This window comes from Methylophilus rhizosphaerae, from assembly GCF_900100975.1.
Taxonomy (GTDB): domain Bacteria; phylum Pseudomonadota; class Gammaproteobacteria; order Burkholderiales; family Methylophilaceae; genus Methylophilus; species Methylophilus rhizosphaerae.
The window spans coordinates 55090-70949 of record NZ_FNFX01000002.1; the positions used below are offsets into that span (position 1 = coordinate 55090).

The 15860-nt window shown below is 50.4% G+C and carries 14 protein-coding genes and 1 tRNA gene; 5 read left to right on the forward strand and 10 right to left on the reverse strand.

All coding sequences use genetic code 11. From position 1 onward, the window contains the following. Positions 1–2: 2 nt before the first annotated feature. From tig to BLP53_RS04085, 3 genes are all read right to left on the reverse strand, one after another. Entirely contained in the window at positions 3–1313 is a 1311-nt protein-coding gene (tig, locus tag BLP53_RS04075; protein ID WP_091470567.1) for a trigger factor, read from the reverse strand. A 253-nt stretch (positions 1314–1566) separates the two neighbouring features. Next, entirely contained in the window at positions 1567–1941 is a 375-nt protein-coding gene (locus BLP53_RS04080) for a RidA family protein (protein ID WP_091470570.1), read from the reverse strand. Between the two features lie 111 nt (positions 1942–2052). Then, positions 2053–2137, reverse strand: a tRNA-Leu gene (locus BLP53_RS04085). A 152-nt stretch (positions 2138–2289) separates the two neighbouring features. On the opposite strand from BLP53_RS04085, the gene BLP53_RS04090 reads away from it, so the two are divergent. Genes BLP53_RS04090 through BLP53_RS04105 form a run of 4 tightly spaced genes read left to right on the forward strand, consistent with a single transcriptional unit; the run spans position 2290 to position 8241 of the window. Further along, complete coding sequence (locus BLP53_RS04090) at positions 2290–2526, forward strand: hypothetical protein (protein WP_176755213.1); 237 nt, start codon at positions 2290–2292, stop codon at positions 2524–2526. Positions 2527–2569: 43 nt separating this feature from the next. After that, on the forward strand, positions 2570–3988 hold the full coding sequence (locus BLP53_RS04095) for a TolC family protein (RefSeq protein ID WP_091470573.1): 1419 nt from the start codon (positions 2570–2572) through the stop codon (positions 3986–3988). Continuing rightward, positions 3985–5049, forward strand: coding sequence for an RND family efflux transporter (locus BLP53_RS04100; protein WP_091470576.1), 1065 nt, complete (start codon positions 3985–3987; stop codon positions 5047–5049). The genes BLP53_RS04095 and BLP53_RS04100 overlap by 4 nt, the downstream gene beginning before the upstream one ends. A 36-nt stretch (positions 5050–5085) precedes the next feature. Continuing rightward, complete coding sequence (locus tag BLP53_RS04105; RefSeq protein WP_091470581.1) at positions 5086–8241, forward strand: efflux RND transporter permease subunit; 3156 nt, start codon at positions 5086–5088, stop codon at positions 8239–8241. Here BLP53_RS04105 and BLP53_RS04110 read toward each other — a convergent pair. From BLP53_RS04110 to BLP53_RS04125, 4 genes are read right to left on the reverse strand one after another with little or no spacing between them, the layout of a single operon-like run. Next, entirely contained in the window at positions 8219–8869 is a 651-nt protein-coding gene (locus BLP53_RS04110; protein WP_091470583.1) for an amino acid kinase family protein, read from the reverse strand. The genes BLP53_RS04105 and BLP53_RS04110 overlap by 23 nt on opposite strands. Positions 8870–8890: 21 nt before the next feature. Continuing rightward, positions 8891–10312: an aminodeoxychorismate synthase component I gene (gene pabB / locus BLP53_RS04115; RefSeq protein WP_091470586.1), complete on the reverse strand. Its 1422-nt coding sequence runs from the start codon at positions 10310–10312 to the stop codon at positions 8891–8893. Next, positions 10303–11352 carry a hydantoinase/oxoprolinase family protein gene (locus BLP53_RS04120; protein ID WP_091470588.1) on the reverse strand — a complete coding sequence of 350 codons (1050 nt, stop codon included), beginning with the start codon at positions 11350–11352 and terminating at the stop codon, positions 10303–10305. Before BLP53_RS04120 ends, pabB begins: the two co-directional genes overlap by 10 nt. Then, the gene (locus BLP53_RS04125) at positions 11349–12416 is read right to left on the reverse strand and encodes an ATP-grasp domain-containing protein (RefSeq protein ID WP_091470591.1); all 1068 of its coding nucleotides are present in this window, start codon (positions 12414–12416) and stop codon (positions 11349–11351) included. The genes BLP53_RS04120 and BLP53_RS04125 overlap by 4 nt, the downstream gene beginning before the upstream one ends. Between BLP53_RS04125 and BLP53_RS04130 the strand changes: the two genes are divergently transcribed. Further along, complete coding sequence (locus BLP53_RS04130; protein ID WP_091470594.1) at positions 12411–13127, forward strand: HisA/HisF-related TIM barrel protein; 717 nt, start codon at positions 12411–12413, stop codon at positions 13125–13127. The two genes, BLP53_RS04125 and BLP53_RS04130, sit on opposite strands and share 6 nt — an antisense overlap. A 60-nt stretch (positions 13128–13187) precedes the next feature. Here BLP53_RS04130 and hxlB read toward each other — a convergent pair whose 3' ends face one another. The 3 genes from hxlB to tal form a co-directional block, all read right to left on the reverse strand. Further along, the gene (gene hxlB / locus BLP53_RS04135; RefSeq protein WP_091470596.1) at positions 13188–13724 is read right to left on the reverse strand and encodes a 6-phospho-3-hexuloisomerase; all 537 of its coding nucleotides are present in this window, start codon (positions 13722–13724) and stop codon (positions 13188–13190) included. A gap of 104 nt (positions 13725–13828) precedes the next feature. Continuing rightward, positions 13829–14461 carry a 3-hexulose-6-phosphate synthase gene (hxlA, locus tag BLP53_RS04140; protein ID WP_091470598.1) on the reverse strand — a complete coding sequence of 211 codons (633 nt, stop codon included), beginning with the start codon at positions 14459–14461 and terminating at the stop codon, positions 13829–13831. Between the two features lie 179 nt (positions 14462–14640). Next, positions 14641–15594: a transaldolase gene (gene tal / locus BLP53_RS04145; RefSeq protein WP_091470600.1), complete on the reverse strand. Its 954-nt coding sequence runs from the start codon at positions 15592–15594 to the stop codon at positions 14641–14643. Positions 15595–15860 lie beyond the last annotated feature (266 nt).

The following is a 15860-nucleotide window of genomic DNA, read 5'->3' on the forward strand; positions in this document are numbered from 1 at the left end:
GTTTAAGCACCTGCCATCATCAATTCATCAAATTTAATTTTTTTGTTGCTTACTTTGGCTTTACCTAGCACCCAGTTCACAACATTTTCCTCTGTCGCCAGCGCAACTGGTTCATCCAGGCGTTTGACATCTGCATAATACCAGTTCACCAGCTCTTCAGGCTTCTCAAAGCTCTGGGCAAACGTGTCTACCATGGCACGCACCTGATCAGCATTGGCTTGCAAATCATTACTGTTCACCAGTTCAGTCAGAATCAGGCGCAGCTTTGCATTACGTTGTGCTTGCGCTTCGAATACAGATGGTTCCATAGGCACCGTTTGCGGGTCCACACCGCGTTCACGCAGGTTTTGCGCAGCCACTTGCATCAGGCGGTTGGTTTCCGCTGCGACAATAGCTTTCGGCAATTCAAAACTGCTTTCGCTGACCAACGCCTGGAAAACCGCTTCCTTCACTCTGGCTTTGATACGTTTTTCCACTTCCTGTTCCAGGCTTTGCTTGATTTCGGCTTTCATGGTGTCAAGATTACCGTCTTCCACCCCAAGATTTTTAGCAAACTCTGCGTCAATTTCCGGATAAACAGGTTGTGACACGGAAATAAACTTCACCGCATAAGTCACTGTTTTACCTGCCAGCTGGGCAGGATTATGATCTTCGGGGTAAGTGATATCAAAGGTTTTTTCTGTTCCGGCTTTACCGCCTACCAGTGCCTCATCAAACTCTTTAACACGACCAGGTTCACCGATCACCAGGTCAATGCCGCGATCACCTGTACTTTCCACTGGCTGGCCATCAATAGAGGCAGTCAATGTAATATTGATACGGTCAGCCTTTTTAGACATACGTTTCACCGGCTCGTAACTCACACGCTGCTTGACCAATACATCCAGGGTTTTTTCTACATCTGCCTCAGACACTTCCAGGGTTGGGCGTTCGATTTTGGTTTTGCTCAAATCACCGATCGCCACTTCCGGGAAAATCTCGAAAGTAGCGATGTACTCGAAGTCTTCAGCCGCATCTTTGAATGGAATGTGCTCAATATTCGGAAAGCCCGCCACGCGCAGTTTGTTTTGCTCAACCGCTTCACCAAAGCTGGTTTCAACGGCTTTCGAATACACTTCGTCGCGTACCTGGTCGCCATAATGCTGGTTCACCAGACCCACAGGCGCTTTACCCGGACGGAAACCAGCAAATTTGGCGGTACGTGAAATTTGCTGTAAACGTTGTCTGATTTGCCCTTCGAGCGGTGCCAAAGGGACTTTGATTGTCATGCGACGTTCCAAGTTGCTGACTGTTTCAACAGATACTGCTGCCATGCTGAACTTCCTGTAAAAATCGTTGATAAACGATGGGTTATATGAGTAGACGAACTTCAAACGTCTTATTTATAGTGTTTACATGACCTGATCATATCAATGGTGGACATTTAACAATCAAATCATGAAAAAAGAGCGTAAAAATATAACACAACTCTTTATTGAAATAAACTTCAACACGCGCTGGGCCAACTCATCCTGTATGCAGGCTTGCAAACTGCCAAAGCGTACGCCTGGTATCGGGCGCCTGAATTTAACCCAAAGCGACAATTGCCTCGATTTCAACCAGCACATCACGTGGCAGTTTTGCGACTTGTACTGTCGAGCGCGCCGGGGTATGTGTGCCAAATACCTCACCGTATACCTGGTTCATGGCCGTAAAGTCATCAAGGTTTTTCAAAAACACCGTAGTTTTGATCACTTGCTGCATGCGGCCGCCCGCCGCTTCAATAATGGCTTGCAGGTTAGCCAGCACCTGCCTGGTCTGCTCTACCACATCACCATCATTCAGGCTGCCATCCGGGCGCAATGCAATCTGGCCTGAGGTATATAACATATTGCTGACGATAACGCCTTGGGCATAAGGGCCAATCGCTGCAGGCGCATGAGGGGTTTGTACAATATTCATCACTTATCCTTAACTATATAACCAGAACCACCCTTTAAATATTAAGAGCGCCTAAAACAACAAAGGCCTCCTGGAAAGGAAGCCCGATTGATTGTAATGCATTTGATTATCTGGTGCGAAAGGAGAGACTCGAACTCTCACGCCTCGCGGCGCTGGAACCTAAATCCAGTGCGTCTACCAATTTCGCCACTTTCGCATCGCCACCAGTTCAATGCTGGCAATTTGCCATTATAACAGTATTCAAGTACGAGCCACAAACTATATGTCATTACATTGACAAGCCGGACATTCAACTGCAAGATGCAGAATTGATTACCATAAAAAAGTCAGTACATTAGGAACAGGGATATGCATTCAGCCGAAGAAAACATGCTTAGAGCGGAGCTTGAGCTTTTGATGAGAGAGCGCGAAATTCTGCTAAAGATTACGGGCGTGGCTGCCGGTTTAATCGCAGAGTTAAACACCACAGACCTGCCGATTCGCACGGTAGAAGCTGCTGACCTGTTGGCGACCTCCATCAATCAGTTGCCTGAAGACGTGTTGCAAGACGCACTGGATGCCGTCAACGCGACAATCGTCGAATAATTTCAATTATAAGGTTGCCCTAGTCGGCTACCACGCAAGCCTGATGCGATACCTTACCTGTATTTGCCCGCTATTGCTTTCCGCCTGTGGTGTGATGTACCAGCCACAACCTATTCAGCAGCAGCAGAATATTGATGCGATTCAGCAAGCTGCGCCCGGCCAGGATGGCTTCAGGCAATTCGTACAAGCTCAGTATCCGCAAATCCCCTGGCCTATTCAATCGTGGGATATTGATAGCCTGACGCTGTCAGCGCTGTACTTCCATCCGGCACTCAAGGTAGCCAAATCGGATTATGCCGTGGCATTGGCGGGTATCACCGCAGCCGGATTACGCCCCATGGTCGGACTAAACGGACAACTGGCACATAGCAACCGGGCCAATGGGGATATTAATCCCTGGTCGTATGGGCTACAAGTTGATATCCCTGTCATTACCGCCAACAAGCGCCAAATCAATATAGACATTGCACAGTACCAAGCCGACATTGCCAAAATACAGATATCGGAAACTGCGTGGGCGCTGAGACAGCAATTAAGCCTGGACCTGATCCAGTTAGCCGAACAGCAGGCATTGCAGTCCAATCTTGCGAAGCTGCAGAAATCCCAGGCAGATTTATTGAATGCCTATCAAAAAAGGCTGGATCTGGGTGTGGCCGGCCAATCAGATGTACTGCCTATCCGCCTGCAGCATGACCAGTCTGCCTGGCAGCTACAGCAACTCACCTTGCAAATCAGGCAAACAGAACAAAAAATCATGCATGATGCTGGCTTAACCGGGCAAAATAACCAGACATTGCCCGTTGCGCCAATGAATGTCTCGCAGTTACTGAAAGCCAGGTTTGATCAGCCACAAGCATACCAGGATGCTCAAACCATCCAGCATCAGGCGCTCACCAATCGCATGGATATCCAGCGTGGGTTGGCGCAATATGCCAAAGCCGAGTCCCAGTTAAGACTGGATATGGCCAAGCGTTATCCCGACCTTTCCCTGAATCCGGGGATATTGTATGAGTATGGCGACAAAATATGGTCCCTCGGCATTGGCAGCATGTTAAACCTGCTCAATAAATCTTCTGATTTGTGGGCGCATGCTGAACAAGTGCGGCAAAATGAAGCGGCACGTTTTTACGCCCTGCAACACCAGGTCATTCAATTATCAGAGCAGGCTTATCTGAAATACCATAATGCAGCCAACCTGCTGGTCACCATGACAGGGGAATACGAACAGCAGTCGCGGCGTAAGCAGCAACTTGAAAACCAGTGGCGCAACGGCCTTATCGACAAAACAGAATACTTGCAAACAGAAATACAGTTTTATGCTGCCCAACAGCGCCTGGTGACACAACAGGCCACGGTACTGCGTGCGTTGCAAGATATTGAGAATGTCATGCAAAAACCCTTATTGTTGTCACAACAGACCATACCGTTTGCCATTCAAACACAAGAGGCGCCAGCAAAATGAATAAAAAAGCACTCTGGATCATCGGGGCTCAACTCGTCATTATCGTAGGCTTGATTTGGGCCATCGTGCTGCTTGGCCAGGATGAGTACGAATCGGCACAAGGTGACAATGATGATGAAGTAGAAGGTCCGGTACGCGTGATTGAGCAAAATGGTTTACAACTGGTGCAACTGAACCTGGCTACCCAGCAAAACAGTGGTATCCACGTACAGCCACTGAAAGCTTATGACTATCAGGGCAATATCAAAGTGCTTGGTACGGTTATTTCTATCCAGACCCTGGTAGATTACAACAGTCAGTACCAGCAACTTAAAGCCCAATTAGCGGTGGCTGAAAGCCTGTTACCCAACCATCAACTGCAATACCAGCGTTACAAGCAGCTGAATGCGGACGACAAAAATGTGTCTGACAAAGCAGTACAGGAAGCACAAGCACTGGTTATTAATGACCAGACGCAAATCAAATCCACCGAGGCCCAATTAAAAGCGCTGACCGACACCATAGTGGCACAATGGGGCCAGCCACTGGCCACCCTGGTGACACAACACCCCCCCTCCGGGCCCTTGCATGATTTACTGATGCAAAAGAAAGTGCTGGTGCAAGCCAGTTTCCCGCTCAACTTTAAAGCGCCTGAAGCCAACTCCAGTATTCTTGTTTCCCCTATCCAGAGTGAAATCAAACCCATTCGGGCAGAGTACATTTCCCAATCTATTCAAACAGATATCAGCAATATCGGGAAAACCTATTTTTATATCGCCCCGGCGGATTACCTGCGGGTAGGCATGCGCGTCAATGTTGTACCGGCACAATCCTCCTCATCCATGGTCAGGGGTGTCTTCGTTCCCAACCAGGCGATTGTCTGGCATGGTGGGATGGCCTGGGTGTACACCAAAGCGAAGCCAGATATGTTTTTGCGTAAACCGGTTGCTTCAGAAATTGAACTGGATAATGGCTGGTTTGACAATACCTTGCGCCCAGGCACTGAAGTCGTCACGCAAGGTGCACAGCTGCTGCTCTCGGAAGAGTTTAAATTCCAGATCAAGAATGAAAACGACGATTAAGTTGCGACCAACAATAGATTAGAAAGAGCAATCAACATGATGTCGGCACTGGTCAGATTTGCGATTCGTTTTTATGGCGTCATTATCGGGCTCGCAGTCCTTGTGCTGGTCTATGGCTCTTATAGCCTGACCCAGAGCGATCTCAATGTTTTCCCGGAATTCGCGCCAACCCAAATCGTCATTCAAACCGAATCTCCCGGCCTGTCAGCCAGCCTGGTGGAGAAGCTGGTCACCCAACCCATCGAAAATATTATTTCTGGCGCCATCGGGGTCAAAAGCCTGCGCTCACAATCCATTCCCGGCCTGTCCATCATCACGGTCATTTTCCAGGACAAATCCGACATTTACCGTAACCGGCAAATCGTCGCCGAGCACCTGAACATGCTGGGCAATCAGTTACCGCCGGGAATCGTGCCCAATATTACACCATTAACCTCTTCCGCCAGTACCGTGCTGGGGTTGGGCGTCACGTCAAAAAAACTGAACTTGATGCAGTTGCGCACACTGGTTGACTGGCACTTGACGCCCCATTTGATGGCCGTGCCCGGTGTCGCGGATATCAATGTCTTCGGTGGTGAAGTACGCCAGTTCCAGATCAAGATAGACCCGCAAAAACTGATGCTGTACCAGTTGAATGTACAGGATGTCGTGAATGCTGCCAGCCGTGCCACCGGGGTACGTGGGGCCGGTTATATCCAAAACGATAATCAGCGCATTATCCTGAATAGCCAGGGCCAGACCACCACCCCGCAACAACTGGCCAATATCACCCTGGTTCGCAAGCTGGGCCGCACCATCCGTATCAGCGATGTTGCCGAGGTGATTGAAGGCTCAGCGCCCTCCATCAGTGCCGCTGCCATTAATGGCGTACCCGCCGTCTATTTATCGGTTCAGGGCCAGCTGGGTGCTAACACCTATGCACTGACCAAACTGCTGGAGCAACGGCTGAAAGAAATCAAACCGAGTTTAACCAGCCAGCAAGTCAACTTGCATGAAGGCCTGTTCCGGCCCGCCAACTTTATTGAAACGGCGATCCAGAGTTTACGGACCGACATCCTGATTGGCTCAATCCTGGTGATCGCGGTTCTGTTCGTTTTTCTGTTCAATGCGCGTACGGCGGTCATTTCGGCTACTGCCATCCCGCTTTCCCTGCTCTCTGCCATTGTTGTTCTGTACCAGTATGGCGTTGGCCTCAACATCATGGTGTTGGGCGGGCTGGCAATTGCGCTGGGGGAAGTGGTAGACGATGCCATTATTGATACGGAAAATATTTTCCGCCGCTTGCGTGAAAACAGACAGCTTGCCCAACCACTGCCCATCTCCCAGGTCGTGTTCCAGGCCTCCATGGAGGTACGGAGCTCCGTCGTCTATGCCACCATTATCGTGGCACTGGTATTTTTACCGTTAGTTACCCTGTCTGGCGTGGCCGGTAAATTATTTGCGCCGCTGGCATATGCCTACATTACCGCCATCCTTGCCTCCCTCGTGGTGGCGCTGACATTGACGCCAGCCTTATGTTACGCCTTGCTCGGCAAAGCGCGCCTGGATAACCGGGAGTCTCCGCTCTTGCATTGGCTCAAGCAAAAGTATGTCAAGGTATTGCAGCAGATTGAGCGGCGCTACCAGTTAACACTGATCACCAGCTTCGTCTGTATTGCACTGGGGCTGGCCCTGCTACCCTTGTTCAGGAGCCAGTTTATCCCTGCCCTGCATGAAGGGCATTTTATCCTGCACATGACCACACTTCCCGGCACTTCCGAAATACAATCGCTGAAGCTAGGCAACCAGGTCACCAAGGTATTATTGCAAATCCCCGGTGTGAAATCTGTGGCGCAATGGGTAGGTCGCGCACCGAATGCCGCGGATACGTTCGGGACACACTACAGCGAGTTTGAAGTTGAAATCGGTACTGTTTCCGGTGCAGAGCAAGACCGTATCCTGCATGACATCCGGGAAGAACTTGCCGGTGAACTGGAAGATGACGATGACGATGGCAAAGTAGAACTAGGGTTTATCGGTGCCACTTTCGCCATTAATACCTTTTTAACCGAGCGCATTGAAGAAACCATCTCCGGCTATGCTGCCAGCCTGGTCGTCAATATCTACGGCCAGGACCTGGATGCACTGGATAAAGACGCGCAAAAAGTCGCCAATATGCTGGGTGGTATCCGTGGCGTACGTGACGTGATGGTGCAATCTCCGCCGGAAACGCCTGAAATTGCAATCAGGCTCAAACAGGAAAAACTCTCGCTGTGGGGATTACACCCATTGGATGTGCTGGATACCGTGAAAGCCAGTTATGAAGGCGTACCGGTCAATCATGTGTACATGGGCAACCGTTCCATCGGTGTCAGCGTACTGCTGAATGACGATAACCGTGATGATATTGCGGATATGCGCAATATCCCGATTTTCAACCCGGAAGGCCAGATGCTCAAACTGTCCGACGTCGCCTATATCGCGCAGGAAGGTGGCCGATCGAAAATTCTGCACCTCGGTGCCAAGCGTATCCAGACCATCACGGCCAATATTGCCGGGCGCGACCAGGAAGCTGTCTTACGTGAAATACAAAAAACACTGCGGCAAAAGCTGGCCTTGCATCCCGGCAACTATATGGAGTTTTCCGGTGAAGCCGAAGCCAATGCACAATCACGCCAGGACTTGATTGTGCATTCGCTGGTAGCCGGTGTGGCGATTTTCCTGATGCTATATATTGCTTTTGGCAGCCTGAGAAACCTGTTGCTCACTTTCGCCAACCTGCCCTTTGCATTGATTGGCGGCGTCATCGCGACATTTTTTGCCGGCAGTTGGATTTCGGTAGGGACATTGGTCGGCTTCGTCACCCTGTTCGGCATTACCTTGCGCAACTCGATTATGATGGTGTCCCACTTTCAGCACCTGGTGGATAAGGAAGACTGTGAGTGGAACCTGGAAACCTGTATCCGCGGCGCATCCGAGCGCCTGCCCTCCGTGCTCATGACCGCGCTGGTCACGGCGCTGGGCCTGCTGCCTTTGGCCATCGGCAGTGGCGAGCCCGGGCGTGAAATTGAAGGTCCGATGGCGACCATTATCGTCGGCGGCCTGATTTCCTCCACCATCCTCAATTTGTTGATTTTGCCGACCATCATGCTGCATTTCGGCAAATTTGAGAAAACTGCTGTCTTTGAGGCTACCCGATCAAGCCAGCAGTAAGAGTCTGCTCGTCCAGGCCATCTTGAAACCGCGTGTATCGGCGCTCATGCACGACCCACGACTTAAAACCGGGTTGCGGCAGGATTTTCGATAAACCGGCATCGACAATATTCATGGCCTGCAATTCGGCTAAGCGATACGCTGGCTGCTCTTCCAGCAGCCGGTCATCCGATTTCACCAGCAATAACTGGCTGGCCTCCAGCTGGCTGGCCAGCCAGGCTGCCAGGCTGTCAGAAGTCGTTTCCCAGCTTTCGGGGAGCGTTGTCTCTCCCCATAATACAGGGTTGAGCGTCATTTCACTCGGTAGCCAGACCAACCCTCGGTGTTGCCAGCCACGCTCTGCAATTTCGAGGGGATTGCGTACCAACGTCAATGCTGGCTCCATGGCGACAAAGCTCCGTGCCATCTGGTCCATGGCATAAATCGCCAGGGCATGCGCTTGCGTATCACTGAGATGACCATCCGGCAAATGGGCTCGAATTTTCTGGAACTCGCGCACGGCATCGGCATACACACCACCGCCTGGCACGATAATCACCTTGCCATCTCCCCAGCGGGCAACCAGTTGCAACCACTTCAACAGGCTGTCATGGCGTGTCACGCTTCCGCCCAGCTTGATCACCCACATGTCATTTTCCCGAGAGTTAAATTAGGTTTTGCATTGTGCAACCAGTTTCAGGAATTGGGAAGCCTTATCCAAGGTCTCCTGGTATTCCTTGTCACAATCCGAATCAGCAACGACACCGCCACCGGCAAAAAAAGTCATGGTTTGCCCACAAACGACCGCAGTACGGATCGCAATATTGGTATCCATGCTGCCATCAAAACCTATATACCCGATGCTGCCACAATAAATACCGCGGCGGTGCGGCTCCAGCTCTTCGATAATTTCCATCGCACGCAGCTTGGGGGCGCCAGTAATGGAACCACCAGGAAAGCAGCCGCGCAATAAATCCAGGGCATGATAACCGTTGGCTAACACACCGCGCACAATGCTGACCAGGTGATGCACATTGGTAAACCGTTGCAAGCGGAACAAGGCATCGACCTTCACTGAACCAACCTCACATACTTTGCCGATATCATTGCGCAATAAATCCACAATCATCAGGTTCTCTGCCCTGTCTTTGGCACTATTGGCCAGTGATTGAGCTTCTTGTTCATCCCGCAGGCTATCTGCATGCCTTGGCCGCGTCCCCTTGATCGGCCGCGTCTCAACCTTATTGTCAGTGACTTGCAGAAAACGCTCTGGCGACATGGAAAGCACCTCAAATGGCACACCTTTTCCGTCATCGACCTGCAGATAGGCCATGAAAGGTGCCTTGCTAAGTTGCCGGAACTGGTCATAGGCCTGCCATGCATCCCCACTCACGCTGACAGCCAAACGCTGGGCAAGGTTGATCTGGTAGCAATCGCCGGCACGAATATAGTTTTTTACTTGCTGGAATGCCTGCGCATACCCGGCTTTATCCATATTGTGCCGGATATCGCCATGCACCTGGAATGGCTGTGCTGCTGGAAGCTGCCGTTTTTGCAGCAATTGCTGGTGTAAATCCTGCAAAAACCGGGGCGATATAAAACGCGTGTGCGAAACCAGCTGGCAACGTTGCAGGTGGTGGTCCACCACAATGGCCCAATCATACATACCCACCAGCAACTCTGGTAATGGCATCTCGCTGGCAGCAATTTCCGGCAAGGTTTCTATACTGCGCCCCAAGTCATAGGAAAAATAACCCAACGCGCCGCCGGCAAACGGGATATCAGGTACGCGCGGTACCGCATGCGGTTGCAACCAACGCTTGATGACCGTAAAAGGATCTTCTTCGCTGCGCTCAACTGTCTGTTGTACATGCACTTCCGTACAAGGCCGACGATGGATAATTCTGGCAACAGGATCTGCCACCACAATATCAAATCTGGCGCCCAGGCTGGCCTCTTCATCTGCCGCCATTTGTTTTCCGGTAACCTCTACCCGGCCGCTTTCAAGCAGCATCGGCCAGGGGAAATGCCTGAGCTGGCCCAGCCAGTCAGCACCTTCGGCATAAGGTAAATCCAGTTGCATCAATGCCATGTTTGCCATAACCTCGCGACAGCATAAGCCGGGAAGCAGACTTCTGCGTCGTCTTTTAATTGTGGTTGATCAGCCATCATCCAGGCAGAAGCCGGGATATAAGGCAGATTTAAAGCCTGCGCCAGTTCAGGCAACAGAAAACTGCCTGCGCCCAATCCTGTGAGCGTTTTAGGCTGTACGTTGACCTGCGCCAGGCCACACCGGATAGCCTGCAGCAGGCAGGATACTTGCCTTTGCCTGAAGGCCTGTGCCAGCGAATGCCATGCCTGTGTTTCTGCATCTTCCAGATCATGCCCGACCATGCGTGCCAAGCGGCGCATACTGGCGCTGATCGAACGATCCTGCCCGTCAGCCGTATCTGCCATGTCATATTGTGGCGGTAACTCGCCTAGCACGCGATAAACGTCAGCAGTGGTGGCAAAATATTCTGCCGCGATATGACGCGCCTGCTGCTGCCATTCAATATACGGACCCAATGCCATGAGGGGGGTGCGCACCACGCCGCTATAAAACAGGCCATGTTGCTGCATGCGTGCTGCATCAGTCCAGCCATGGGCAATGACCTGCTGTTTTTCACACAAGGTAATATCGGTTGTCGTACTGCCAATATCCACTACCAGCATCACCGCTTCATTGTGCACCGCCAGGCATTGTGCCGAAGCATGCCAGTTCATGGAAGCAATCGCGGCCTCTTGGCTGCTGACAGTCACTGCGAACGCGGCTCCCTGATCCGGTGAAGCCATATAAAACACGGCATTGGGCATATATTTTTTGACTGTTTCCGCAATCGCGCGTACTCCTTGCGCCCGATGTTCAAATAAATCCACCAGTTCACCCGTCATGGTCACTGCATGCAGGCAATCCTCTGCTTGCAATTGCCATTGCTGCAGCACGTCGCACAAAGTGGACTCAAGCAAATGCAGGCCTCTCCATAGAGCACAAGCCTGCTGCGATACCTTAACAATATGGCCCTGGCTATCCAGCATCACTGCTTTGACATGTGCGCCACCAATATCCCAACCAACCACGGGCTGACTCATATGGCCTGTTTCTCGCTTAATTCAACCAAATCAAGCGCCAGCGAAGATTGCGCTGTAAGACCGGTCAATCTGTTATCCAATACGGCATCCAGTATCATTCGGGCAGGGTTCTCTGCCAGCAATTTGGAGAGCTCTGTATACGGAGTGGTCAAACGCGGATTGATTTCGACCAGCACCAGTTGCTGATCCTCTGCCAGAATCAGGTCAGCTCCCCAATATCCGACAAGCCCTGGCATCGCGCGATGTATGTTTTCTGCCATGTTTTGCATCAGTGGTAAATAACGGGAAGCCTGGTTAACGCCTGCGCCCCTGAATTGAAATGCGCCCTCTTCGATCACTATCCATTGCCGGTGCGCCGCGATCACCTTGACCTGGTCATCTGTAGACACCACAGACATGCTTAATGCTTCACCTGTGATATAAGGTTGCAATAATAGTTTATGATAAACAGAGTTGTTACTTGATTGTATTTTATGTTTAAACTCAAATAGTTCTGATTTATTTTTAAAGTAAAAAGTAAACTCACACCCCGCTCCATCATCCGGTTTAACCACAAATCCGGCTGCTGTAGAGGTCTGCCATGGCAATGGTGAGCCAGGCAAAAATTGCTGCAGATAAATATGGGGAAGCACAGGAATCCCTGCCTGATAGCAAATATCCGCCATCTGTGATTTGGAGCTTGCCAGACGGATAGCATCACCCGCACAGCCTATCCAGTATTTGCCGGCCTCTGCTACCAATTGCTGCATACGATGCAGCACACCACCAGTCTCGGGGGCCACCACCCAACAGGCATCCACATCCCCGGTCGCCAGTTGCTGCTGCCAGATCGCAAACGCATCGTCAGCAGCGCTCACCGGCATGCTTCGCGCCTGCATTGCAGGCTGCACCCGGGCATCATGACTGGTGATACAATCAATGCCCAGGGAAAATAAGTCAGCAAGCAAGGCATCCCGCATCAGCAGGCCTTCCTGCAACAGGCTGGCTGGCAACGGTTCCGATGCCAGCCCCCCTGCACTGACAAATTCACAAACCCAGATTTTCAAGCGAGATTTATTTTGCATATTATTCCGGTGATCGATTTGATGCATGGCCAGGTAGTACAGGCCATACAAGGGCAACGCCAGCATTACCGCCCCATTCAATCACAATTGACGGAAAGCCATGCCCTGCTCGATATCGTGGCCGCTATTTTACAAGTTTATCCCTTTGACTGCGTGTATATTGCCGATTTAAATGCAATCACCCGCGATACAAAATACCCGCATCATAGAGACCTCATTGCCCAAACCATGCAGGTTTTCCCGCAATTACAATGGTGGGTAGATGCCGCCATACAACACGTGGCAGAATTGCAGGCCTGGCAACAGATCGGCACCATCCCCATTATTGCGAGTGAAGGGTTAAATGATATCGAGGCTTATCATATGTTGAAGCAATATGCACCAGAAGCGGTGTTATCCCTGGACTTCTTTGCAGAGGGCTATCGCGGTCCCGCTGAATTATTGAACAATCCAGGCCTCTGGCCAGCCAACACCATTCTGATGAGCTTACCCGCTGTGGGTGCCAACCAGGGGCCAGATTTATCCCTGCTACAGCAGATGCAGCAACAGGCCCCGCTGAAGCACTTTTATGCCGCAGGCGGCGTGCGCAACCTGGCGGATACCCTCGCCCTGCAACAAACCAATGCTGCCGGTGTACTGGTAGCCAGCGCCCTGCATCAGAAGCGAGTCACAACGCGCGATCTCGTACACCTCGCCAGCCTCCGACACTGACTGCATAAAAAAAACCGGCCAACAGGCCGGTTTTTTTGACAGCAAAGCTTACGTGGAGACTTATTCCAGGTTTGCGTGCAATGCACGCATGCCTTCTTCAGTCAGGCCTTTAGCGTGGATCAGTTCAGAAATCGCGCCTTCCAGGAATACCAAAGTAGACAGTTCAAACTGGCCACCCATAGGCATACCTTTAACCAATGGGAAGCTGTCATCCTGGCCAATTTGAATCACCAGATCAGCCACATCTGCCATTGCAGAAGTTTTCTTCATGGAAATCACGACTAATTTAGCGCCCACTTCTTTCGCTTTCTTCACGAATGGCAACAGGGTTGCAGTACCGCCAGAACCTGAAACCAGCACCAGCAAGTCACCTTTTTTGATGGCTGGTGTCACCACTTCGCCAATCATGTAAACGCTGTAACCGGAATGCACCAAACGCATTGCAAAAAAGCGTGAAACCAGCAGGGAACGACCTGCGCCACCGATAAATGTAGAACCAGCCTCGTCAACCAGTTTCAATAATTCAGCCGCTTTTGACTTGTCAGTCACGTCCAGAATACGCTTCAAGTTATCCAAAATAAATTGTTGATGATCCATTTTCTATCCTGTGTATGCAAAAGTGTTAAATAAAAAACCCGACACATTGCTGAGTCGGGTTTTTATTATCGCTTATCAATAATTGCTTATTGATGGAGGGTTAATTAACCGTGAGCGATAGCAGTGATTTCTGCAGCAGCAGCAGCTGGGTCAGCAGCACCGTAGATAGCAGCACCAGCAACGATGATGGAAGCACCAGCGTCACGAACTTGACCGGCTGTAGCAGCTTTAACGCCACCAGCAACAGAGATTTCAACACCCAGGTTCAAACCGGCAACAGCAGCCAGGTCAGCAAAAGGAGTCTGGCCAGCAGCTTGTTGGTCCAAGCCAGTGTGGATACCGATGATGTGTGCGCCAGCAGCAGCAACTTCTTTAGTACGAGCAACTTTGTCTTCAACGCTGATCAGGTCAACTTGCGCTTTTTTGCCGTATTTGTTAGCAGCTTTGATTACGCCTTTGATTGTACCGATGTCGGATACGCCCAACACTACGCAGATGTCAGCACCTGCTTTGTAGAATGGCTCAGATTCGTACTCACCAGCGTCCATGGTTTTCAGGTCAACCAGAATTTTGTTGTTTGGGAATTTTGCACGCAGAGTTTCCAGCAGTTTGATACCGTTGTGCTTGATGCATGGTGTACCGATTTCCAGAATGTCAACGTGTGGGGCCACTTTTTCTGCCAAAGCAACAGTTGCGTCGAAATCCAATGAGTCTAATGCCATTTGAGTTAATGCCATGTTTTTCTCCAAAAATTTTAAAGTTTCTAAATGCTATTTCTAGCGTACTACCAATTCAAGCTGGTCGCTCATAGTAAGCTGGCAGCCAAAATAAGTCAATGTTGCAGGCCAAATTATGCCTGACTGAAAATAAAGAACTGGCAGGGCTTGCCAGTTCTTCCTATCATCTCACAGGGATATTACAGTTTTGCTGCTAATGCATCTTCCAGTTTTTTCTGGTCAGCCACGAAACCGCGGATACCTTCTGCCAGTTTTTCAGTTGCCATCGGGTCCTGGTTCAATTCGAAGCGGAATTCTTCTTCTGTCAGTTTGGCTGGTACTTCTTTGGTTTTTCCACCATCTTTCAGCACTTGTGCCAAGGTACCTTCTGTGGATGCCAGTTCTTGCAGCAGGTTAGGAGAGACTGTCAGACGGTCGCAGCCAGCCAATGCAATCAACTCGCCAGTATTACGGAAAGAAGCACCCATCACAACAGTTTTATAACCGTGCTCTTTGTAATATTGGTAAATAGCGCGTACGGAAACCACACCTGGATCTGTTTCCTGTGTGTATTCTGTGCCTGGGTTTTTCGCTTTGTACCAGTCCAGGATACGGCCTACAAATGGGGAAATCAGGAATACGCCAGCTTCAGCACAAGCACGTGCCTGACCGAAACCGAATAATAATGTCAAATTACACTGGATGCCTTCTTTTTCCAGTTGCTCACCGGCTTTGATGCCTTCCCAGGTAGAAGCCAGTTTGATCAGTACGCGGTCTTTGGAAATACCGGACTCTTCGTACAATTTGATCAGTTTGCGGCCTTTGGCAATCATGGCATCGATATTGAAAGACAGACGTGCATCCACTTCTGTCGAGATACGGCCTGGTACCACTTTAGTGATTTCGGCACCAATCAATACAGCCAGTTTGTCGGCAGCGTTCTCAATCTGCTGTTCTTTGTTACCGCCTTGCGCTTTAGCGTAGGCAATCGCTGTCTCGATCAGAGGTGCGTACTCAGGAATCTGGCTAGCTTTCAATACCAGAGAGGGGTTGGTCGTTGCGTCTACCGGTTTTACGCTTTTAATTGCTTCAACATCACCTGTGTCGGCCACAATAGTGGTGATCGCTTTCAACTGATCTAATAAGTTTGCCATTCGTTTGCTCCTAAAAATGCAAGTATTGTTTACGTATCGTTATACATAGAAAACTCAAACATTATAACTGAATTTACGCGTTCGTTAAGGGCCGTTCCACTGATGTCGCCATCGCTTGCCGGTACAGCTTGCCAGGCGACAATCGGTTTTACTGATTAAAATCAATTAATTGTTGCTGGCAAACCAGGCAGCCTTCCCCGCAGCGGCTTTCCATTACCCCTCTTTTCGGGCACAATTATTCTTTTTTGCACGTGATCAATCAAGTT